We start from the raw sequence: 21,104 nt of genomic DNA, 5'->3' as shown, positions 1-21,104 counted from the left end.
TCAGGCGTCGGCGGGGGCGACCGGATTGGCGGCGAGCCAGCCTTCCAGCCAACGGGTGTGGACGTCGTGGGCGGCGACGCCGGCGTCGGCGGCGAGAGCCCGGTGCAGCGGAATGGTGGTCGCCACGCCCTCCACCCGCAGATCGGCGAGAGCGGCGGCCATGCGCGTGCGGGCCTCGTCGCGGCTGGCGCCGTGGACGATCAGCTTGCCGAGCAGGCTGTCGTAGAAGGGCGGCACCGCGTAGCCCTCGTAGAGGTGGCTGTCGAAGCGCACGTGCGGCGCCTCGGGGACGGTGAGCCCGGTCACCACGCCCGGCGAGGGGGCGAAGTCGCGCGACGCGTCCTCGGCGTTGATGCGGCACTCGATGGCGTGGCCGGTGAGCCCGATCGTCGCCTGGTGGAGGGAGAGCGGCGCGCCGCCGGCGACCCGGATCTGCTCGGCGACGAGGTCGACGCCGGTGATCATCTCGGTGACGGGATGCTCGACCTGGATGCGGGTGTTCATCTCGATGAAGAAGAACTCGCCGGTCGCCTCGTCCCAGAGGTATTCGAGCGTGCCGGCGCCGCGATAGCCGACCGACTCCGCCAGCCGCACCGCGGAGGCGCAGAGGGCTGCGCGCGTCTCGGGCGTCAGGCAGGCGGCCGGCGCCTCCTCCCACACCTTCTGACGGCGACGCTGGAGCGAGCATTCGCGTTCGAAGAGATGGACCGAGCGGCTGCCGTCGCCGAGGATCTGGACCTCGATGTGGCGGGCGCGGCCGATGAAGCGCTCGAGATAGAGCCCGCCGTCGCCGAAGGCGGTGGTCGCCTCGAGGGTGGCCTGGGGGATCTGCTCGGCGAGCTCGATCGCGTCGCGGGCGACCCGGATGCCGCGGCCGCCACCGCCGGCGGCGGCCTTGATCATCACCGGCCAGCCGATCGTCCCGGCGATCCGCAGCGCTTCGGCGAGCCCGTCGACGCGACCGTCGCTGCCGGGCACCGTCGGCACGCCGGCGGCGGCGGCGATGGCGCGGGCGGTGGCCTTGTCGCCCATCTTGCGGATGGTGTCGGCGGAGGGGCCGACGAAGATCAACCCGGCCGCCTCGACGGCTTCGGCGAAGGCGGCGTTCTCCGACAGGAAGCCGTAGCCGGGATGGATCGCGTCGGCGCCGGTCTTCTTCGCCGCCTCGATCAGCAGTTCGGGGCGCAGATAGGACTTGGTCGCCTGGGCCGGTCCGATCTCGATCACCTCGTCGGCGAGACGGGCGGCGAGCATGTCGCGATCGGCCTTGCTCACCACCTGGACGGTGGCGATGCCGAGGCTCTTGGCGGCACGGACGATCCGGACCGCGATCTCACCGCGGTTGGCGACGAGGAGACGCTCGATCGGCATGGGCGTATCCTCAGACGTCGAGATCGTAGAGGGGGAAGCCGGCCATCACCGCGTCTTCGTTCTCGACGTGGAAGGCGGCGATCTTGCCGGCGACTTCGGCGACGACCGGGGTGAAGGTCTTCATCACCTCGATCAGGCCGATGGTCTCGCCGACGGCGACGGCGTCGCCCTCCTGCTTGAAGGCCGGTTGGTCGGGGGCGGGGGTCCGGTAGAAGATGCCGGGGATGGGGGCGAGGATCGTCTCGATGGTCATGGTATTCTCCTGGTCTCTGCCGTCGGTTCAGCCCTGGATCGCGGGCGGCGCGATGCGGATCTCGGCGGCCACCAGCGCGGCGCGCAGCGCCTCGCCGATCGCCAGGGCGCCGGGCGTGTCGGAATGGAAACAGACGGAGTCGAAGTCGATGTCGATCACGTCGCCCTCCACCGTCTCGACCTTGCCGTCGACACAGGCGCGCAGCACCTTGTCGGCGAGGCGCTGCGGATCGAGGGTGCCGACGCGGCGGGTGAAGACGATCGAGCCGGTCCGGTCGTAGTCGCGGTCGGCGTAGAACTCGCGCACCGTCGGATGTCCGGCCGAGCGGGCGACCTCGCAGGTGACCGACGAGCCCATGCAGTAGAGCGCCATGTCGGGGGCGGTGCGACGCAGCATGTCGACCAGCGTCCGCGAGAAGGCCTCGTCGCGGGCGGCGTGCATGTAGAGGGCGCCGTGCGGCTTGACGTGCTGGAGGCGCAGATCGTGGCGGCGGGCGAATTCGCGCAGCGCCCCGACCTGATAGACGATGTCGTTGACCAGTTCCTCGGCGCTGGCGCCGATGAAGCGGCGGCCGAAGCCGAGCAGGTCGCGGAAGCCGGGATGGGCGCCGACGCCGACGCCGAACTCCTTGGCGAGACGGACGGTGCGGTCCATCAGGTTCGGGTCGCCGGCGTGGAAGCCCGTGGCGATGTTGGCCGAGCTGATCAGCGGCATCAACGCGGCGTCCGCGGTGTCGCCGAGCGTCCAGTGGCCGAAGCTCTCGCCCATGTCGCAATTCACGTCGATGATCGTCTTGGCTGGCACTGCGGCGCACTCCCGAATTGTCTTCCTCGGTCGGCTCGACATCGGCGGCTCGATCTCGCCGACCTCGCGTCTTCCGTCCGTAGAAAACGCTAGCAGCGACCCTGGAATTTGGAATTATTGTTTTTGGAACACATGAATTCTGAAAATCAGAATGCTGCACATGCTTTGGCTGTGATCAAGCCATTGAAAACACGTGGTTCGCTTTATCGGTGCCCGGAAATTGGGCTGTGATTTTCGATTTTCTCGTATCAGCCCATCTGATTTTCGGATATTCCATGCTCGAAAGTGGAGCACGCGTCCGATGAGCTTCTCCATCCGCCAGTTGAAGTATTTCGTCGCTACCGCCGAATTGGGGCAGGTCTCCCAGGCGGCGGTCGGTCTGTCGATCTCGCAGTCGGCGGTGACGACGGCGATCAAGGAGCTCGAGCAGACGCTCGGCACCGACCTGTTCCGTCGCTCCTCGGTCGGCATGGAACTGACCGACACCGGGCGGCGCTTCCTCGAACAGGCCTACGACATCCTCGCCAAGATCGACGAGGCGATGTCCCTGCGGGTGCCCCATCGCGAGGTGCGCGGCACGCTGACGGTGGCGGCGACCTACACCGTCATCGGCTACTTCCTGCCGGCCCATCTCGAGCGCCTCGAACGGCTGCACCCGGAGCTGAAGCTGCAGCTCTTCGAGACCAACCGCGAGGCGATCGAGGAGGGACTGCTCACCAATCGCTACGACATCGCGGTGCTGCTGACCTCGAACGTCGCCAATCCGGAGCTGGTCTCCGAGACGCTCCATTCCTCGATCCGGCGGCTGTGGATGGCGGCGCGCCATCCGCTGACCCAGCTCTCGACCGTCAGCCTCGAGCGCGTCTCGGCCGAGCCCTACGTCATGCTGACCGTCGACGAGGCCGCCTATTCGTCGCTCAAGTACTGGAACCGCGCGCAGGCGCAGCCCAACGTCATCCTGCGCACCTCGTCGGTCGAGGCGGTGCGTTCGATGGTGGCGAACGGGCGCGGCGTGGCGATCCTGTCGGACCTCGTCCACCGTCCGTGGTCGCTCGAGGGCAAGCGGATCGAGACGCGGATGCTCTCCGACCCGGTGCCGTCGATGGACGTCGGTCTGGCGTGGAAGCGATCGGCCGAGATCACCCCGGCGATGGCGACCTTCCGCGACTACTTCCGTCAGGTCTTCCAAACGCCGCGCGCCGACCATCGGCTCTGACGGGTGGGTCCGATCGGGCCGGGGAGCGATCTCCGCGCTCAGGCCGCCAGTTCGCCGAGCGCGTCGACGAGCGAGCCGAGGCCGCTCGAGCGCAGGGCGCGGAAGGGCAGGGCGCGCCGCTCGCACAGGCGCTTGACGCAGTTGATGGCGTTGTGGCTGACGCAGTCGACCGGGAAGACGACGGCGTCGGCGCCCATCAGCGTGCTCTCCAGTTCGGCGACCGACTGTTCCAGCCCGCCGTCGTGGTGGAGCAGGCAGCCGTTGCAGCGCTCGACCAGACGACGGGCATGGGAGACCGTGCTCTTGCGTCCGCCGACATAGAGGATGCGGCGGCCGGCGAGATCGACGCGGCTGTCGCCCTCGCTCTCCTCGATCTCCGGGGCGATCGCCTGGAGGGCGCGTTCGGCGCGGGCGAGTTCCATCAGCAGGGCGCGGTTCTCGTCGTGCAGACGCCGCCGTTCGGCGGCACCGTCGGCGAGGAGGCGGGCATTCTCCTCGGCGTCGCGTTCGAGCGTGGCGAGCCGCGCCTCCGCCTCGTCGAGACGACGGGTCCGGCGGGCGGTGTCGGCGTCGTCGACCAACGCGGCGAGCCGTGCCGCTTCGGTCTCGGCGGCGCGGGCCTGGCGTTCGGCTTCGGCGAGCGCCCGGGCGAGGCGTTCGATCTCGGCGTCGCGGCTGGCGATCGCCTGCATCCGGTCGGCTTCCGATCGCTTCAGCTTCGCCGCGAGCCCGTCGCGCTCCTGGCCGAGCGTGGCGACGGCGCGTCGGTCGCCGCGCGCCGAGGCGCCGACCAGATGCGACATCATGTGGACCTCACCGAACAGGCGCCCCTCCAGATCCGCATCGATCGCCGGATGGGTCATGGCGGCCCAATAGGCTCCGGCGACGTCGCCGCTCTCCACCGCCGCATCCCAGGCGCGCGCCAGCTCCTCGACGTCGCGGCAGCGGGCGAAGCGGCGCAACGTCCCCTCGTGCGCGCCGTCCAGCATCTTCTGCAGCAGCCGGCCGACGCGATTGTCGGTCTTGGCGTCTTGGACGAAATAGCCGTGCAGCTCGTAGTCCGTGAGTTCGGCCGTCCCGACGTAGAGGCCGAGCCGCGTCGCCGTCCGCCTCAGGTCGCCGAGCGTCAGGCAGGTGCCGATCACCGAGCACTGCCAGCCGTGCGGCAGTTCCCACAGCCGCCGTCGGCGGGTGCGCGGCTCGGCGGGCGCGGCGGCGACCGGGGGCAAGAAGGCCGGCGCGGCGAGATCGCGCGTCTCGACCGCCTCGGCGAAGGGCGTGGCCGTCGCGTCCGCCGTGTGAGGGGATCGCGCGGCCTTCGCCGTCGCGGCGTGCTTGCGGGCGAGACTGTTGCGGCACTTGGCGCACATCGGACGGTCCTCCGACGGATCGGGGTGGGTTCGGTCGGTATCGTAATGCATATGCGAGGCATTCGCAATAATGGTTCGGCGATCGGCCGAGGGTGTCGCGATGTTTCGCGACGGCGTCCTTCGGACGCCTCCTCGGCTTGAGGTGTTTGTTTTTCCTTGAAAAAAGCTCCTACGCCTCATCCCGAGGAGCGCCGTAGGCGCGTCTCGAAGGATCGCGCACGGACTCGATCCACACGTCCGTGCAATGACGCAAGGGTCCCGTGGCGTGGGGAAGACCCGCCGCGGGCACGTCGCGTTGGCGCGGGATCGGCAGGCACCGCGGTTCGCGGCGTGCCGATCCCTGTCGTCGAAGGGAGCCCCGTGGCGCGGGCTCGGACTCACGCTCCGCCGACGGCGTCGCGCAGGGCCTCGAACCGTGCCACCTGCGTCTCGTCGAGCGCGCGGGCGGCGTCGCGGGCGACGAAGACCTTGAACATCGCCTCGCCGTCGCCGTCGACGAACCACAGCGAACACGACCGCCGGCCGAAGAAGAGCCGGTCGACGAACCAGATCGTCGCGCAGCGATCGGCCCGGAGGTGACCGCCGAGCGGCGTGTCGCCGTGGACGTTGAACCAACCCCGCCCCGAGGCGCCGGGCGGCAGCGCCGTCTTGATCTCGAAGACGCCGTTGCGGCCGTGGACGAGGAAGAGGACGGGGCCCCAGCCCGTCAGCGCCTGCCAGATCTCCTCGAAACGTCCGCCCTCGACCGCCCGCGCCGCCTCGGGCGGGAGCAGGCCGAGGACGTCGGCGATCGTCAGACCGTGGGCCTCGGCGACGGTCTCGAGCACGCCGTCCGGCTGGGCGGCGAGGGCGGCCCGCGCCGCGGCGACGGCGTCCTCGCGCCCGGCGGCTTCGCCGCTCGCCGGATATCGAGCGGTCCGTCCGCTCATGCCGCCGCCTCGTTCGGCTCGACGGCGCCGGGACCGGGCACGACATGGACGACGTCGAAGCCCTCGAACTCGTTCGGCGCCACCATCAGGCCGGCCGACTTCGGCGCGTTGCGATGGGCGGCCTCGAACTCGGCCGAGACGGTCCAGGCCTCGAAGTCGTCGCGGCTCGCCCAGGTCGTGTGCGAGGAGAACAGCGTGTGATCCTCGCGCGTCGGCCCGCGCAGCACCAGGAAGCCGAGGAAGCCGGGGCGCTTGTGCAGATGGCTCTCGCGGTTCTTCCACACGGCTTCGAACTCGGCCTCCTTGCCGAGCGCGACCCGGAAGCGATTCATGGCGATGAACATCGGTCGTTCTCCTTCGATGGACGTCTCTCAGCGCAGGTCGTAACGCACGCCCGCGGTGAAGCTCTGGGAGGACCCGGCCGCAGCCGGCATGGCGGGAAACCGCGCCCGGCGCGGCATGGCGAGCGTCGCCGCGTCGAGCGTGGCGACGCCGGACGACGCGGCGAGCGCGACGCCGTCGACGCCGCCGTCGCGGCGGATGGTGAAGCGCACCGCCGCCCGCCCGCCGCGACCCTGCGCGCGGGCCTCCTCCGGATAGGTCTTGGCGGCGGCGAGCGCCGCGAGCACGGCGGCGCGCCACGATCTGAGTTCACCCTCGCGCGCCGCGGCCGCCTCCGCCGCCCCGACGACCGGCGCGCCGCCGGAATGCCGTTCGGCGACGGCGCCGGGTGCTGCGGCCGCACGGGGCGGGGACGGCCGGTGCTCGACCGGCGTGACCGGCTTGCGACGGGCCTCGACCGGCCGCTTGCGGATCGTCGGCGCGGCTTCGGCCGGGCGGGGCGGCGTGATCTCGGGCGGTCGGACGGGTTCGGGCGGCAGCACGGCGTCGGGCTGCGGCGGTTCGGGCGCGACGACCGGCGCGGCGGTCGGAGCGGTCGTTTCCGCCGGCGGTTCGCTCTCGGGCTTCTCGACGGTTTCGGTCTCGATCGGCGGGGAGGGGACCGCGCCGGCCGTGGCGTCGACGCTGTCCTCGGCGTCGAGTGCGACGAAATCGATCGCCGGCACCGCCGCGGCGCCTTCGCCGGCATCCGGCACGACCGTCGGTGCGAGCGCCCAGACGGCGAGACCGTGCAACAGCAGCACCGCCGTCAGCGCCGCAATCCAGCGCGGCGCCGCCGGATCGGCGAGGGCAGGGGCCGCGCCCTCGCCGATCCGGCCCGGCGGCGGGAGGACCGTCGCCACGGGAAGCAAAGCCGGCGGCGGTGCCGCCGTCACGACGGGAACCTCGGCCGTCGCGATCGACGGCTCGCGCGGCATCGCGTCGACGTCTGCCTCCCCCGGCGTCTCGCGCCGGAGGACCCGCATCGTCGGCACCGTGTCGCCGGCGATCCTCGGATCGACCGCCGGGCGCCGGGACGTCGCCGCCCCTGGCCTGCGTCGGGCGATGGGCGCCGCGGCGACCATGGCTCAGAACCGGACGGTGGCGGCGACCGCGAAGGTGCGGCCGGTGGCGCGATAGGTCTCGAGCAGCGGATCGGACTTGGTCAGGCCGGCGACGTCCTGGGCGACGAAGTAGCTCTTGTCGAGCAGGTTGTAGACGCCGGCCGAGAGCGTCAGCCGCGGCTTCCATTCCCAGGTGGCGAAGGTGTCGAAGGTCGCCCAGCCGCCGGGCTTCACGACGGTGGCGTCGTCCGACACCCGCGTCTTGCCGCCCGCCGCCCGCATGCGGCCCTCGATCGTCCAGGCCTCGTCGGGACGCCAGACGACGCCGAGGACGCCGGAGACGGGATCGACCGAGTCGATCGGCCGGCCGGTCTCGAGGTTCTGCCCGTAGGCATAGGCGACGGCGGCGTTCAGCGACCACTGCCGGTTCACCTTCCACTCGCCGCGCGCCTCGGCGCCCCAGATCTCGGCATTGGCGACGTTGGTGTACTGGTACTGCGTCAGCCCGCCCGAGGTGCCGACGATCTTGGTGTCGATGAAGTCGCGGTAGTGGTTGTAGAACACCGTCGCCCGGGCGCTCGACCCCTCTGCGAAGGAGGCGCGCACGCCGACTTCGAAGCCGTCGCTGGTCTCCGGCTTCAGATTGCCGTTGGGCAGGATCTGATAGCCGAACATCGGGTTGGAATAGGTGAAGTTGGCGCTGTCGTAGGGCGGCGCGCGGAAGCCGCGGGCATATTGGGCGACGAGCCGCCAGGTGTCGTCGATGTCGTAGGACAGGCCGAGCTTCGGCGACAGCGACAGATGGCTCTGGCCCGAAACCGGCGAGGTCGAGCTGTTGAGCAGCGCCTGGTCCGACGACGGATCGAGCCGCCAATGGTCGAGCCGCAGTGCCGGGGTCAGGCGGAAGGCGCCCCAGCGCACCGTGTCCTGGGCGAAGATCGCGAGCTGCGTCGTCGTCGTGTCGGGGAACAGCTTGTTGGGATAGACGTCGCCGGTGAAGGTCCGCGTCACCGCGCCGGTCGCTGAGTTGATCTCCCAGCGGTCGCGCAGCCGCTCGGTCGACGTCACGACCGCCGAGGCGCCATAGACGAGATCGTGCGGCAGGCCGAACCAGTCGCGGTGCAGGGAGAGCTGGACGTCGCCGCCCCAGATCGACTGGTTGTAGTCGGCCGTCGTCGTCCGCCAGCGCACGATGCCGGAGGAGAGGCGGGTCTGCGGATTGACCTCCTCGCGATCGAGCCGGCTCCAGTAGACCTTGGCGTCGACCGTGTCGGCGAAGGCGAGATCGAGCGCCTGCGTCCAGTCGAGGCTGATGCGCGAGCGCGTCGTGGTGTCGTCGGCGGTCGAACGCAGGACGGACGAGCTCAGATCGCTCTTCAGCTCCGTCCAGTCGCGCCGATGCATGTGATCGAAGGTCAGGCGGATACGGCCGGCGTCGGGCGTGTCCCAGACGATCTTGCCGAAGACGTCGTCCTTCTGTCGGGTCTGCGGGTTGAGCGCGGCGGAGGTGTTGGCCTGGGTCTCCTCGCCGTCGCGGCGCGAATAGGAGACGACGGCCGACCACGGCCCCGCCTTGCCGGCGATCGTGGTGTTCTCCGAGAGCGAGCGGTCGGCGCTGTCCCAGGCCGCCTTGAAGGCGAGGTACCAGTCCTTGCCGACGACCTTCAGGAAGTCCTCCGGATCCTTCGTCACGAAGGAGACCACGCCGCCGATCGCCTCCGAGCCGCGCAGCGCCGAGGCCGGGCCGCGGATGATCTCGACCTGCTTCAGATTGTCGAAGTCGACGAAGTCGCGGGTGTACATGCCCGGGCCCTTCTGGCTCTCGGGATAGTCCTGCACGCGAATGCCGTCCTCCTCGACGAGGACGCGATTGTCGCCGATGCCGCGGATCGTGTAGCTGCCGGCGCCCGCCCGCTTCGGCGAGGAGCCGACCGACACGCCCGGCTCGTCGGCGACGAGATCGGTCGGCCGCGTCGCCAGATGGCGATCGATCTCCTCGGAAGACTTCACCGACACGGTCGCCGAGGCGTCCTTGACGCTGGTCGGCCGCCGCTCGGCCGTCACCGTGATGTCGTCGAGTTCCGTCGGCTGGGCCGCGGGCTCGGCGCCGGCTGCGAAGGCCAGCCGGACGGGCGACGCCGCCAGCGCGACGGCGAGGACGAAGAGAGAAACCGAACCGATCGAACGGGCACGACTGCCAGCGAACATCACACCTACCCCTGTTGGACATGCGGGTCGGCTGGCGACGAGCGCTGGGCTCCGGCTGGCACCGTCTTGCACGAGACTCAGTTGCAAATGCCTCGCAATCTTGACTGAACCTACGAGGCGTGATTGAGCTTGTCAACGGACGGCGCAGGCAGATCGCCGTCTGGAATTGGATCAATTCCAGAATTCACTGAAGCAAATGGAGATTTCGTCTTGAACAGCGAAGAGAGGAGAGCGTTTTCGCGACGGCCCGCGCCGGTCGATACGCCCGTCGATACGGCGAAGGCCGCGGTCGCGCCGTCGCCGATCGCCGAATGGTCGATCCGCGAGCTGACGCGGGGCGGTCGCGAGGCGCGGATTCTCCATGCCGGTTCGCTCTACGTGCTGCGCATCACCTCGAACGACAAGCTCATCCTGACCAAGTGAGGCGTCATGCTCGCCGTCCCCGAAGTCCCGCGTCGCGTTGCCGATGCCTCCGACGCGTCGGCGGACGGAACCGCGCTCGAGGACCGTCTCGCCGGTCTCGCCCGCCGGCGCCGGGCCCGTCTCGTCGTCACCGCGGCGGTGCTCGCCGTCGTGGTCGTCGTCGGCGTGGTGATGTCGATCGGCATCGGCGCCCATGCGATCGCCCCGTCGCGCACGCTCGAGGTGCTGTTCGGCGGTCTCGGCGGGGCCGACCGCGATGCCGTCGTCGTCCGCCACATCCGCCTGCCGCGGCTCGTCGCAGCCGCCCTCGTCGGCGCCGCGCTGGCGGTCTCCGGCGTGACCATGCAGGGCCTCTTCCGCAATCCGCTCGCCGACCCCGGCATCCTCGGCGTCTCCTCGGGGGCGGCGCTCGCCGCCTCGGTGGTGATCGTGCTCGGCGACCGGATCTTCGGCACGACGCCGTTCCACGCCCTGCCGCTCGCCGCCTTCCTCGGCGCGCTCGCCGCCACCGCGGTCCTGTCGGCGGTCGGCCGCAGCCGCGGGCGCACCGAGACCGGCACGATCCTCCTCGCCGGCCTCGCGCTCGCAGCACTCGCCAACGCCTTCGTCGGCCTGCTGGTCTTCGTCGCCGACGACCGCCAGCTGCGCGACCTGTCGTTCTGGACGCTCGGTTCCTTCGGCGGCGTCACCTGGGAGAAGCTCGTCGTCGCCGCGCCCTTCCTCGTCGCCCCGCTCCTCGCCGTGCCGCGCCTCGGGCGGGCGCTCGACGCGCTCGCCTTCGGCGAGGCCGAGGCGCGCTACATGGGGCTCTCGGTCGAACGGGTGAAGACCACGGCGATCGCCGTCACCGCCCTCGGCGTCGGTGCCGCGGTGGCGCTGGTCGGCGCGGTCGGCTTCGTCGGCGTGGTGGTACCGCACGTGCTCCGGCTGGTGATCGGCCCCGCCCATCGGCCGCTGCTGTGGCTGTCGGCGCTCGCCGGGGCGCTCCTGACCATCCTCGCCGACCTCGTCGCCCGCACCGTGGTGGCGCCGGCCGAACTGCCGATCGGCGTGCTGACGGCCCTGGTCGGTGCGCCGATCTTCCTCCACCTCGTGATGAAGCGCCGGGGAGGGACGGCGCCATGAGCGTCGATGCCCGCACACCGCTCCTGACGATCGAAGGCGCCGGTATCACCGTCGCCGGCCGGACCATTCTCGACCGCGTCGATCTCGAACTCGCCTGCGGCCGGCTGACGGTGGTGGTCGGTCCGAACGGCGCCGGCAAGACCAGCCTGCTGCGCCTCGCCGCCGGCGACGTCGCCCCGTCCCGCGGCCGGGTGGCGTGGCGCGGCATCGCCGTCGCCGATCTGCCGATCTGGCGCCTCGCGGCGCTCAGGGCGGTGATGAGCCAGTCGACCGAGATCGGCTTCGCCTTCACCGTCGCCGAAACCATTTCTCTCGGTGTCGACGGCGTCGGGCGCAGGCTTTCCCCCGCCGCCCGCCGGGCGATCGTCGCCGCGGCCGCGGCCCGCGCCGACGTCGGCGACCTCGTCGCCCGCGACGTCCGCACGCTGTCCGGCGGCGAACGCCAGCGCGTGCTCTTCGCCCGTGCGCTCGCCCAGCTCGATGCCGGCGCCACGGTCGAGCCCGCCCGCGCCCTGCTGCTCGACGAGCCGGTCTCCAGCCTCGATCTGCCGCATCAGATGGCGCTGATGGAGGCAGCCCGCGCCGTCGCGGCGCGCGGCGTGGCGGTGCTCGCCATCCTGCACGACCTCAATCTGGCGGCGAGCTTCGCCGACACGGTGATCGCGATGCAGGCCGGGCGGATCGTCGGCCGCGGCCGGCCCGAAGAGGTCTTCGACGACGCCATGCTGGCCGGGGTCTTCGGCCTCGCCCCGCGCCCCGCAGCCCTCGCGCCGCGGCCGATCGTTCCCCAGACGTGGGGGCTCCTGCCCGCGTCGCAATCGAGTGCCTGCCGATGACCCGCATCGCCCTTCTCCTCGCCGCCGCCCTCTTCGCCGCGACCGCGCCGGCGCGCGCCGCCGAACGGATCGTCGCGGCCGGCGCCGCCGCCACCGAGATCCTGTGGGAGATCGGCGCCGAGGCCTCGGTCGTCGGCGTCGACGCCACCTCGACCCATCCGCCCGAGGCGCTCGCGAGCCGGGCGAACGTCGGCTATTTCCGCAAGCTCTCGGCCGAGGGCCTGCTGTCGCTCGCCCCGACGCTGATCGTCGCCGTCGGCGGCGCCGGCCCGCGCGAGGCGCTCGACGTCGTCGCCGGGGCGGGGGTGAAGGTCGTCCAGCTCGACGACGTCTGGACCGAAGCCGGCGTGATCGACCGGATCGAGCGGATCGGCGCGCTGGTCGGGCGGAAGGCCGAGGCCGAGCGGGTCGCCGGCCGCGTACGGGCGGAGTTCGCCGAGCTCGCGAGCGAAAGGGCGGCGCGGCTGACCAATCCGCGCGTCCTCTTCCTGCTCGCCTTCTCCAACGGCCGGCCGGTCGTCGGCGGCAGCGCCACGGCGGCCGACGCGATGATCGCGCTCGCCGGCGGCATCAACGTCGCCGGGGATTTCCAGGGCTACAAGCAGATGACCGACGAGGCGATCCTCGCCGCCGCGCCCGACGTCGTCGTCACCATGGCGAACGGCCCCGACGCGCTCACCGCCGACACGCTCTTCGCCATGCCGGCCTTCCGCGACACGCCGGCCGCCGAGGGGCGGCGCCTCGTCGCCATGGAGGGGGCGGGGCTCCTCGCCTTCGGCCCGCGCACGCCGCGCATCGCCGCCGACCTGATGACGCGGATCACGCTCTCCGAGGCCGCCGCCGACATCTGCGCCGTCGACACGCGCCGCCCGGTCCACGTCCATCCGGTCCGCTGAGGCGGGCCGCTTCCGATACGGCGGCGGTGCGGCGATCGCGTAAGCGATCCGCCGCGCCGCGCGCTTTCGTCCGTCACTTGATGGTTTCGGCCGCCTTCTTGACGAAGCGATCGTCGAAGGTCTTCGGCAGATCGATGGTCTGGCCGGCGAAGGCCGCCGGTTCGGTCGTCTCGAGGAACTTCAGCGTCGACGTCATGCCCTCGGCCGGCACGATGCCGGTCTTGGAATAGGTCGGCAGCGAGGCCTTCACCGACGTCAGATAGAGCGTCTTGTCGCCGAGCCAGTAGTCCTCGGGAACCGCGGCGGCGATCTCTTCCGGCGTCGCCTTCTCGATCCACTTCAGCGTCTTCCAGAAGGCGTTGGTGAGCGCCTGCATCGTGTTCGGATTGGCCTCGGCGAAGTCGGTCTTGACGTAGAGAACCGCCGCCGGATTGGTGCCGCCGAAGACGGCGCGGGTGCCTTCCTCGGTGCGGGTGTCGACGAGGATCTTCACCGCGTCGTCGGCCTGGAGCTTGGAGATCACCGGGTCGAGATGGGCGACCGCGTCGACCGCGCCGTTCTCCAGCGCCGCCACCGCCGAGGCACCGCCGCCGACGCCGACGAAGGCGACGTCGTCGGGCGTCAGCCCCGCCTTGGCGAGCTGATAGACCGTGGTCAGGTGGGTCGAGGAGCCCGGCGCGGTGACGCCGATCTTCATGCCCTTGAGGTCGGCGATGGTCTTGACCTTGTCGGCCTTGGCCTTCGAGACCGCCCAGACGATGCCGGGGAAGCGGCCGAGCTCGATCACCGCGGTGATCTTCTGGCCCTTCTGCTGCATCCGGATCGTGTGCTCGTAGGCGCCGGTGACCGCGTCGACCGAGCCGCCGACCAGCGCCTGCAACGCCTTGGCGCCGCCGCCGAAGTCGTTGATCGTGACGTCGAGCCCCTCGGCCTTGAAGTAGCCGAGCCGGTCGGCGAGCGTCAGCGGCAGATAGTAGAGCAGCGGCTTGCCGCCGACGCCGATCTCGAGCTTCGGCTTCTCCGGCGTGCCGGCGAGCGCGGGCGAAAGGCTCGCGCCCAGCAGGGCGAGGCCGGCGGCCAGAATTCTCGTGAGGCGTTTCATCGCGTCTTCTCCCTTTTCGTTGGTTCGATCAGTCCTGTCCCGGCGCCTGTTGCGGTCGCCACACCAGCAGTCGGTCCTCGAGGCGGGTCACGCCCCAGTCGATCACCAGCACGAAGGCGGCGAGCACGAACATGCCGGCGAAGACGCCGGCGATGTCGAAGACGCCCTCGGCCTGATGGATCAGATAGCCGAGCCCCGCCGACGAGCCGAGGTACTCGCCGACCACCGCGCCGACCAGCGCGAAGCCGACGGAGGTGTGGAGCGAGGAGAACATCCACGACAGAGCCGACGGCCAGTAGACGTGGCGGAACAGCTGGCGCTCGTTCATGCCCATCAGCCGCGCGTTGGCGAGCACCACCGGGCTCACCTCCTTCACGCCCTGATAGACGTTGAAGAAGACGATGAAGAACACCAGCGTCACCCCCAGCGCCACCTTCGACCAGATGCCGAGGCCGAGCCACAGCATGAAGATCGGCGCCAACACGACGCGGGGGAGCGCGTTGGCCATCTTCAGCCACGGATCGAAGACGGCGGCGACCGTCGGCTTGCGGGCGAACCAGAAGCCGAAGACGATGCCGCTCGCCGCGCCGATGCCGAAGGCGAGCGCCGTCTCGAGCAGCGTCACGCCGAGATGGCGCCAGACGAGGCCGGTGGCGAACATCCGGACCACCCGCGAGAAGACGTCGGCCGGGGTCGAGAAGAAGAACGGCGGCAACAGCGTGACGCCGAAGATCTTGGTCGACGAGCCGATCCACCAGAAGCCGACGGCGACGACGCCGACGAGGATCTGCAGGGCGAGGAGCTTCCACCGGTTCATGCGCTGGCCTCCCCGTAGGTCTTGATCACTTCGGCCTTGAGCTCGCTCCAGATCGCCTTGTGGATCTCGTGGAAGCGCGGGTCGAGGCGGATGTCGGCGGCGTCGCGCGGCCGGGCGAGATCGATCCGGTGATCGCCGACGATGGTCGAGGCCGGGCCGGCCGACATGATCACCACCCGATCGGCGAGCGCGATCGCCTCCTCGAGGTCGTGGGTGACGAAGAGCACCGCCTTTCGGTCGGTCGCCCACAGGTCGAGCAGCAGATTGCCCATGATCTGCCGGGTCTGGGCGTCGAGCGGCCCGAAGGGCTCGTCCATCAGCAGGATCTTCGGATGGCGGATCAGCACCTGGGCGAGGCCGACGCGCTTGCGCTGGCCGCCCGACAGTTCGTGCGGATAGCGGTCGACGAACCGCGACAGGCCGACCCGGCCGAGCCAGGTACGTGCCTCCGCCTCGGCCTCGGCGTGCGACCGTCCGGCGACCTCGAGCCCGAGCGCGACGTTCTCCAGCGCCGTCTTCCACGGCATCACCGCGTCCTGCTGGAAGAGGTATCCGGCATCGCGGCAGAGGCCCGTGATCCGCCGGCCGAGCACCTCGACGGTGCCGGAGGCGGGCTTCAAGAGGCCGGCGACGGCGTTGAGCAGGGTGGACTTGCCGCAGCCGGTCGGGCCGACGATCGCCACGAACTCGCTCTCGGCGACGGCGAGATCGGTCGGCGCCACCGCCTCGTAGACGCGGTTGCCCTTCATCGGGAAGGCGATGCCGACGCCGTCGAGGCGGATGGCGGTCGGGCCGGCCGTCGCGACGGCGGGCGTGTCGGGCGAGGACATGTCGCGGCTCCGAAAGACCCCGATTCGACTGGATCGGGGGCGACGGAAGGGGCATCCGCCGCTCGTGAAGGGGCGTTACTTTCCCCGCCCGTCCCGAACCGGTCAAGGTCGACACTCGACCGAGACGCCTCTCGTCGCGCGCCGTTCAGCAGGCGAACGGGTCGTCCGGCGACGGTGGGGAAAACCGAGGCGTCACTCGCGCCAATGTGCCGAGGACGCCGCCGCGCCGAGCTCCGGCGGCGTCAGGCGGACCGGCACGCGACGGCCGTCGACCCGGTAGGGCGGGGCGAGAACCCAGCGCGAGGCGCCGCCGTCCGTGCCGCGGTCTTCGACCATGCCGGCGGTCCGGGTGCGCTCCGAGGTCAGCGACCGGTGGAGGCCGAGCACCTCGCCCGCCGGGATGCCGGCCTCGCCGAGTGCGGCGAGCAGTTCGGCACGGCTGCGGCGGCGGAGTTCCCGCTCGAGCTCGGGCAGCAGCGCGGCGCGATTGCGGGCGCGGTCGATGTTGGTGGCGAAGCGCGGATCCTTCGCCAGATCCGGCCGGCCGATGACGACCGAACAGAAGCGCTCGTACTGGGCGTTGTTGCCGACCGTCACGAGGACCGGGCCGTCGGCCGCCTCGAAGACGCCGTAGGGCACGATCGAGGGATGGGCATTGCCGTAGCGCGCCGGGTCCTTGCCCTGCACCAGCGCCTCGAGCCCGTAGTAGGAGGTCAGCGCCACGCCGCAGTCGTAGAGCGCCAGATCGACCTTGCCGCCGCGTCCCGTCCGCTCGCGGCGGAAGAGGGCGGCCAGCACCGCCTGCGCCGCATATTGGCCGGTGAAGAGATCGACGGCGGCGACGCCGAACTTCAGCGGCGGCCGCTCGGCCTCGCCGTTCAGCGCCATCAGCCCGGCCTCGCCCTGCACCAGCAGATCGTAGCCCGGCCGCTCGGCCTCGGGGCCGGGGCCGTAGCCGGCGATCGAGCAGTAGACCAGCCGCGGATTCTCCCGCGCGAAGTCGTCGTAGCCGAGACCGAGCCGCTCGGCGCCGCCGGTCTTGAAGTTCTGCACCACGACGTCGGCCTCGCGGGCGAGCGCCCGGACCTGCGCCAGCCCCTCGGGCGTGCCGAGATCGATGCCGATCGAACGCTTGTTGCGGTTGACCGCGTCGAAGTAGGAGGTCGTCGTGCCGCCGGTGCGCAGGCCCCAGTCGCGGGTGTCGTCGCCGCGGCCGGGGTGCTCGACCTTGATCACGTCGGCGCCGAGATCGCCCAGCACCTGGGCACACCAGGGGCCGGCGAGAATGCGCGAGAGATCGAGCACGCGTACGCCGGCGAGCGGCAGGTCGAGGTCGGTGGATGCGGTCATCGGCAGGCTCCGGCTTCGGCTCTGGCTCGGGTCGGGGTCAGGCGCCCATCACCCCGTCGAGGCCGGCGACGACCTCGCGGAGGCGGGGGCGGACCTCGTTCAGGAGGAATTCGGGCGAGGCGATCACCGTCGGCGCGCCGCAGTTGATGACCATCGGCGGCAGGCCGCCGCCCGGCCGGAAGCCGAGCGCGATGGCGCTGACGTTCTCCTGCCAGTCGCCGAAGGACGAACTGCAGCCGAGCCGCTCGTGGTCCTCGAGCGCACGGGCGAGGGCGGCCTCGGTCTTCGGCCAGGCGAGGGGGTCGAGCATCTTCAGCTCGTGGCAGAGGCGCTCGCGCTCGGCCGGCGTCAGCGCGGCGATGAAGGCGCGGCCCATCGAGCTGCGCGTCATCGACAGGCGCGAGCCGACGTCGATGTTGAGGGCGATCGCCGCCGGACCGCGGGCGATCTCGACGTAGCGCATCGACAGATTGTCGCGCACGCCGAGGCCGACCGAGGCATTGGAGAGATTGGCGAGATCGCGCATCGCCGGCCGGGCGATCTGGCGCACGCTGAGCCCGCCGAGCGCCACCGTGCCGAGCGCCATCAGCCGGCTGCCGAGCCGGTACTTGCCGACGTCCTCGACGAAGTGGAGATAGCCGAGTTTGGTCAGCGTGTAGGTGAGCCGCGTCACCGTCGAGCGCGGCAGCCGGCAGCGTTCGGCGATCTCGTGGTTGGCGAGCCAGGTCTCGCCGGGTCGGAAGGCCGAGAGCACGTCGAGCCCCCGCGCCAGCGCGGTGACGAAATGGCGGTCTTCCCTGGACGGGTCGTCCGGGTCCGCCGCATCGGTGAGGTGTTCCGCCATGTCCGGCCTCTCGTTTCGGTGGTCGCTCTGGTCTTGTGCCACGCCGGGCTCACGAAGGCGACGCGGTCGTCGCCGCCGCGTCGTTCGCGCCGCGCCGTCGGAAGAAGGCGGCGAAGGCCGCCTGCGCCTCGGGACCGCGCCTCAGCGCATGGAAGACCTCGGCCTCCCGCATCATCGTCGCCCGCACCTCGTCGGCGCTCGCCGCCCCCATCAGCCGCTTGGTGGCGGCGAGGGCCGCCGGCGACAGGCGGGCGAGGGCTTCGGCCCGTTCGAGTGCCGTCGAGAGTGCCTCGCCGCGCGGCACGACGGCGTTGACGAGACCGGCCTCGCGCGCGGCGTCCGCGTCGAAGGTGTCGCCGAACATCAGCAGCGCGCGCGCCCGCTTCGATCCGGCGGCGCGGGCGAGGAGCAGGCTCGACCCGCCTTCCGGACAGAGCCCGAGCGGCACGAAGGGCAGACGGAACGTCGCCCCGGCGCCGGCATAGGCGAGGTCGAAGTGTAGCAGCATGGTGGTGCCGATCCCGACCGTGACGCCTTCGATCGCCGCGATCGCCGGCTTGGGGAAGGCGACGAGCCGGCCGAGGAAGGTCAGGCCGGGGCTGGGCTGGCCGGTCTCGGCGGTGTCGCGGAAGTCGGCGAGATCGTTGCCGCTGGTGAAGTCGCCGTCGGCACCGGTGACGACCACGACGCGGACGTCGTCGTCGGCCGCCGCCGCGTCGAGGGCGTCGCCGAGGGCGCGATAGGTGGCGCGGTCGAGCGCGTTCTTCCGCTCGGGGCGGGCGATGGTGACGAGCCGCACGCCGGGGCGCGGGGTTTCGACCAGGATCGTCGGCGACATGGGCGGCTGCTCCTCCGGTCGGGCGGTCAGGGCGTCGCCGCGGACGGCTTGCCGTCGCGGGCGAAGTAGAGATCGTGCAGGCGGTCGAGGTCGACCTCCGCCGCCGGGCTCGAGAAGGCGACGCCGCCGGCGCGCATCAGGTGGACGTCGTCGGCGACCGACAGCGCCACGTTGGTGTTCTGCTCGATCAGCACGATGGTGGTGCCCTCCTGCTTCAGCCGGGCGATGATCGAGAACACCTCCTTGACCATCACCGGCGCGAGACCGAGCGACGGCTCGTCGATAAGCAGGATGCGCGGCTCGGCCATCAGGCCGCGGCCCATCGCCACCATCTGCGCCTCGCCGCCCGACAGCGACCCGGCCGCCTGATGACGCCGCTCCTTCAGGCGCGGGAAGAGCTCGTACATGCGCTCGAGATTGCTCGCGAGGTGCGGCCGGCAGCGCTTGGGGAAGGCGCCGAGGCAGAGGTTCTCCTCCACCGTCATGTCGCGGAAGATCAGTCGCCCCTCCGGCACCATGACGAGACCGTCGGCGGCGAGGTCCCAGGTCTTGCCCCGCAGCGGCCGACCGTCGAGCAGGATCTCGCCGCGGTGGGGGACGAGACCGGTCAGGGCGCGCAGCAGCGTCGTCTTGCCGGCGCCGTTGGGGCCGACGATGGCGGTCAGCGCCCCTTCGCGGAAGCCGATGGTCAGGTCCCAGAGGACGGTGATCGCCCCGTAGCCGGCACCGAGGTTGCGGGTCTCGAGCATCAGTGGGCTCCTCCGGTGTAGCTCTTCACGACGTCCGGGTTGCGGAAGACCTCGTCCGGGGTGCCGTCGGCGATCAGGCGGCCGAAGTCGAGCACCACGGCGCGCGAGCAGAGGTTCGAGATCGTCTCGATGTCGTGCTCGACGATGACGATGGTCAGACCGTAGAGCGCGTGCAGCTCGCGCAGCTTCAGCATGAAGAGATGTTTGGCCCGGCTCTCCAGCCCGGCCAGCACCTCGTCGAGCAGCAGCACGCGCGGGCGGATGGCGAGCGCCTTGGCGATCTCCAGCCGCTTCAGCTCCTGCAACGCCAGCGACGTCGCCGCGTCGGCGTCGGCCTTGTGGGCGAGTTCCATCACCGTCAGGATCTCGTCGATCCGCGCCGGATCGTGCCGGCCGGCACCGAAGACCTGCGCCACCTCGAGGTTCTCCCGCACCGTCAGCCGCTGCATCGGCTGCGGGATCTGGAAGGTGCGGCCGATGCCGACCCGGGCGCGCTGGTGCAGCGCCGTCGCCGTGATGTCGCGTCCGTCGAAGCGGATGCGGCCGCGCGGCCGGACGAGGCCGGAGATGGTGTTGAAGAGCGTGGTCTTGCCCGCGCCGTTGGGGCCGACGAGACCGAGGATCTCGCCCTCCGCCACGTCGAAGGAGACGTCCGTCAGGGCGGCGAGGCCGCCGAAACGCACCGAGACGCCGTCAAGTCGCAGCATGGCGACGCCCTCCCGCGAACTTTCCGAAGAGACCGTCGACCAGACCGGCGATGCCGTTGGGGGCGATCAGCACCATGGCGGCGAGGACGAGACCGAGCAGGATCTCGTGGCCGACCGGGATGAGGCTCTTCGCCACCAGCTGGTCGAAGAGATAGATCACCACGGCGCCGAAGATCGGCCCGAACACGGTGTGATAGCCGCCGAAGATCGCGGCGATGATCGGCATGACGCTCCAGGTGCCGCCGAAGGCGTAGTCCGGCTCGAGGAAGCCGATCACATGGGCGTTGAGCGCGCCGAAGACGCCGGCCATGAAGGCGGAGAGGAGCAGCATCCACGCCTTGAGGCGGACGCTGTCGACGCCGACGACGCGGGTGGCGACCTCGCTCTCGGCGATCGCCCGGAGCGCGGTGCCGACGTGGCTGCGCCGGATCGCGACATAGACCGCGGCGAAGACGGCGAGCACGGCGAGGACCACGAGGTAGGAGCCGGTGCGGGTCGAGAGATCGAAGCCCAAGACCGTCGGCAGCGTGGGATAGCGCTGGAGTCCCGCCGCGCCGCCGGTGATCGGCGTCGCCTCGGTCGCCAGGATCCGGAAGATCTGCGCATAGGCGAGGATCGCCAGCGCGAAATAGGGCCCCGACAGCCGCAGCGTCGGCAGCATGGTCAGCGCGCTCGCCGAGGCGATCAGCCCGCCGAGCGGCACGGCCAGTGCCACCGGCACGCCGAGCCGGGCGGAGAGCAGGGCCGAGCCGTAGGCGCCGACCCCGAAGAACGCCGCATGGCCGAAGGAGACCATGCCGCCGAGATTGCCGAGCAGCGCCCAGGAGAGCGCGAGGCCGGAGAGCACGAGCGCCGAGACGAGTAGGCCGAGCGCATAGTTGCCGAGGCCGAGCACGATCGGCGCCGCGGCGACGACGAGAAGCGCCGCCCCGGCGAGGAGCACGGTCGTGGTCGGCCCGGAGGAGACGGGTTTCGCGGACATGGAGCCCCT

The 21,104-nt window shown here is 71.0% G+C and carries 22 protein-coding genes; 5 read left to right on the top strand and 17 right to left on the bottom strand.

Going from position 1 to position 21,104, the window contains the following annotated elements; all coding sequences use genetic code 11:
• From ACT541_RS12605 to ACT541_RS12595, 3 genes are read right to left on the bottom strand one after another with little or no spacing between them, the layout of a single operon-like run.
• Positions 1 to 1,371 (bottom strand): acetyl-CoA carboxylase biotin carboxylase subunit, encoded by a 1,371-nt coding sequence (locus ACT541_RS12605; protein WP_476137357.1) that lies wholly within the window; start codon positions 1,369 to 1,371, stop codon positions 1 to 3.
• A gap of 10 nt (positions 1,372 to 1,381) precedes the next feature.
• Positions 1,382 to 1,624: an acetyl-CoA carboxylase gene (locus ACT541_RS12600; RefSeq protein WP_476137355.1), complete on the bottom strand. Its 243-nt coding sequence runs from the start codon at positions 1,622 to 1,624 to the stop codon at positions 1,382 to 1,384.
• 27 nt (positions 1,625 to 1,651) lie between these two features.
• Complete coding sequence (locus tag ACT541_RS12595; protein ID WP_476137353.1) at positions 1,652 to 2,470, bottom strand: 5-oxoprolinase subunit PxpA; 819 nt, start codon at positions 2,468 to 2,470, stop codon at positions 1,652 to 1,654.
• Between the two features lie 259 nt (positions 2,471 to 2,729).
• Between ACT541_RS12595 and ACT541_RS12590 the strand changes: the two genes are divergently transcribed.
• The gene (locus ACT541_RS12590; protein WP_476137351.1) at positions 2,730 to 3,644 is read left to right on the top strand and encodes a LysR family transcriptional regulator; all 915 of its coding nucleotides are present in this window, start codon (positions 2,730 to 2,732) and stop codon (positions 3,642 to 3,644) included.
• 38 nt (positions 3,645 to 3,682) lie between these two features.
• On the opposite strand, the gene ACT541_RS12585 is transcribed toward ACT541_RS12590, so the two are convergent.
• The 5 genes from ACT541_RS12585 to ACT541_RS12565 form a co-directional block, all read right to left on the bottom strand.
• Positions 3,683 to 5,014 carry a DUF2325 domain-containing protein gene (locus ACT541_RS12585; protein ID WP_476137349.1) on the bottom strand — a complete coding sequence of 444 codons (1,332 nt, stop codon included), beginning with the start codon at positions 5,012 to 5,014 and terminating at the stop codon, positions 3,683 to 3,685.
• A gap of 377 nt (positions 5,015 to 5,391) precedes the next feature.
• A complete protein-coding gene (hutX, locus tag ACT541_RS12580) occupies positions 5,392 to 5,943 on the bottom strand; it encodes a heme utilization cystosolic carrier protein HutX (RefSeq protein WP_476137347.1) in 552 nt (183 codons plus the stop codon).
• A complete protein-coding gene (hmuQ, locus tag ACT541_RS12575; protein ID WP_476137345.1) occupies positions 5,940 to 6,287 on the bottom strand; it encodes a heme-degrading protein HmuQ in 348 nt (115 codons plus the stop codon). Before hmuQ ends, hutX begins: the two co-directional genes overlap by 4 nt.
• A 27-nt stretch (positions 6,288 to 6,314) precedes the next feature.
• Entirely contained in the window at positions 6,315 to 7,262 is a 948-nt protein-coding gene (locus tag ACT541_RS12570) for an energy transducer TonB (RefSeq protein ID WP_476137344.1), read from the bottom strand.
• Positions 7,263 to 7,412: 150 nt separating this feature from the next.
• A complete protein-coding gene (locus tag ACT541_RS12565; protein WP_476137342.1) occupies positions 7,413 to 9,596 on the bottom strand; it encodes a TonB-dependent hemoglobin/transferrin/lactoferrin family receptor in 2,184 nt (727 codons plus the stop codon).
• A gap of 210 nt (positions 9,597 to 9,806) precedes the next feature.
• Between ACT541_RS12565 and hemP the strand changes: the two genes are divergently transcribed.
• Genes hemP through ACT541_RS12545 form a run of 4 tightly spaced genes read left to right on the top strand, consistent with a single transcriptional unit; the run spans position 9,807 to position 12,876 of the window.
• Complete coding sequence (gene hemP / locus ACT541_RS12560) at positions 9,807 to 10,019, top strand: hemin uptake protein HemP (RefSeq protein ID WP_476137341.1); 213 nt, start codon at positions 9,807 to 9,809, stop codon at positions 10,017 to 10,019.
• A 6-nt stretch (positions 10,020 to 10,025) separates the two neighbouring features.
• Positions 10,026 to 11,144 (top strand): FecCD family ABC transporter permease, encoded by a 1,119-nt coding sequence (locus ACT541_RS12555; protein ID WP_476137339.1) that lies wholly within the window; start codon positions 10,026 to 10,028, stop codon positions 11,142 to 11,144.
• Positions 11,141 to 11,980, top strand: a complete 840-nt coding sequence (locus ACT541_RS12550) for an ATP-binding cassette domain-containing protein (RefSeq protein ID WP_476137337.1) — start codon at positions 11,141 to 11,143, stop codon at positions 11,978 to 11,980. The genes ACT541_RS12555 and ACT541_RS12550 overlap by 4 nt, the downstream gene beginning before the upstream one ends.
• Complete coding sequence (locus ACT541_RS12545; RefSeq protein ID WP_476137335.1) at positions 11,977 to 12,876, top strand: heme/hemin ABC transporter substrate-binding protein; 900 nt, start codon at positions 11,977 to 11,979, stop codon at positions 12,874 to 12,876. Before ACT541_RS12550 ends, ACT541_RS12545 begins: the two co-directional genes overlap by 4 nt.
• 73 nt (positions 12,877 to 12,949) lie before the next feature.
• Here the strand turns inward: ACT541_RS12545 and ACT541_RS12540 are convergent, their stop codons facing one another.
• From ACT541_RS12540 to ACT541_RS12500, 9 genes are all read right to left on the bottom strand, one after another.
• The gene (locus tag ACT541_RS12540) at positions 12,950 to 13,978 is read right to left on the bottom strand and encodes an ABC transporter substrate-binding protein (protein ID WP_476137333.1); all 1,029 of its coding nucleotides are present in this window, start codon (positions 13,976 to 13,978) and stop codon (positions 12,950 to 12,952) included.
• A 28-nt stretch (positions 13,979 to 14,006) separates the two neighbouring features.
• Entirely contained in the window at positions 14,007 to 14,795 is a 789-nt protein-coding gene (locus ACT541_RS12535) for an ABC transporter permease (RefSeq protein ID WP_476137331.1), read from the bottom strand.
• Positions 14,792 to 15,625: an ABC transporter ATP-binding protein gene (locus ACT541_RS12530; protein WP_476137329.1), complete on the bottom strand. Its 834-nt coding sequence runs from the start codon at positions 15,623 to 15,625 to the stop codon at positions 14,792 to 14,794. The genes ACT541_RS12535 and ACT541_RS12530 overlap by 4 nt, the downstream gene beginning before the upstream one ends.
• Before the next feature lie 192 nt (positions 15,626 to 15,817).
• Positions 15,818 to 16,975: a CaiB/BaiF CoA transferase family protein gene (locus ACT541_RS12525; protein WP_476137327.1), complete on the bottom strand. Its 1,158-nt coding sequence runs from the start codon at positions 16,973 to 16,975 to the stop codon at positions 15,818 to 15,820.
• Positions 16,976 to 17,012: 37 nt separating this feature from the next.
• The gene (locus ACT541_RS12520) at positions 17,013 to 17,819 is read right to left on the bottom strand and encodes an IclR family transcriptional regulator (RefSeq protein ID WP_476137325.1); all 807 of its coding nucleotides are present in this window, start codon (positions 17,817 to 17,819) and stop codon (positions 17,013 to 17,015) included.
• Positions 17,820 to 17,868: 49 nt separating this feature from the next.
• Positions 17,869 to 18,657, bottom strand: a complete 789-nt coding sequence (locus tag ACT541_RS12515; RefSeq protein WP_476137323.1) for an enoyl-CoA hydratase-related protein — start codon at positions 18,655 to 18,657, stop codon at positions 17,869 to 17,871.
• 26 nt (positions 18,658 to 18,683) lie between these two features.
• Positions 18,684 to 19,406, bottom strand: a complete 723-nt coding sequence (locus ACT541_RS12510; RefSeq protein ID WP_476137321.1) for an ABC transporter ATP-binding protein — start codon at positions 19,404 to 19,406, stop codon at positions 18,684 to 18,686.
• Positions 19,406 to 20,113: an ABC transporter ATP-binding protein gene (locus tag ACT541_RS12505; protein WP_476137319.1), complete on the bottom strand. Its 708-nt coding sequence runs from the start codon at positions 20,111 to 20,113 to the stop codon at positions 19,406 to 19,408. Before ACT541_RS12505 ends, ACT541_RS12510 begins: the two co-directional genes overlap by 1 nt.
• Positions 20,100 to 21,095: a branched-chain amino acid ABC transporter permease gene (locus ACT541_RS12500; protein WP_476137317.1), complete on the bottom strand. Its 996-nt coding sequence runs from the start codon at positions 21,093 to 21,095 to the stop codon at positions 20,100 to 20,102. The genes ACT541_RS12505 and ACT541_RS12500 overlap by 14 nt, the downstream gene beginning before the upstream one ends.
• Positions 21,096 to 21,104: the final 9 nt, after the last annotated feature.

The sequence above is a fragment of the Pinisolibacter sp. DMC100 genome (genome assembly GCF_056313705.1).
The sequence above is the reverse complement of the archived record's forward strand: the minus strand, read 5'-3'. Positions and strand labels throughout refer to the sequence as shown.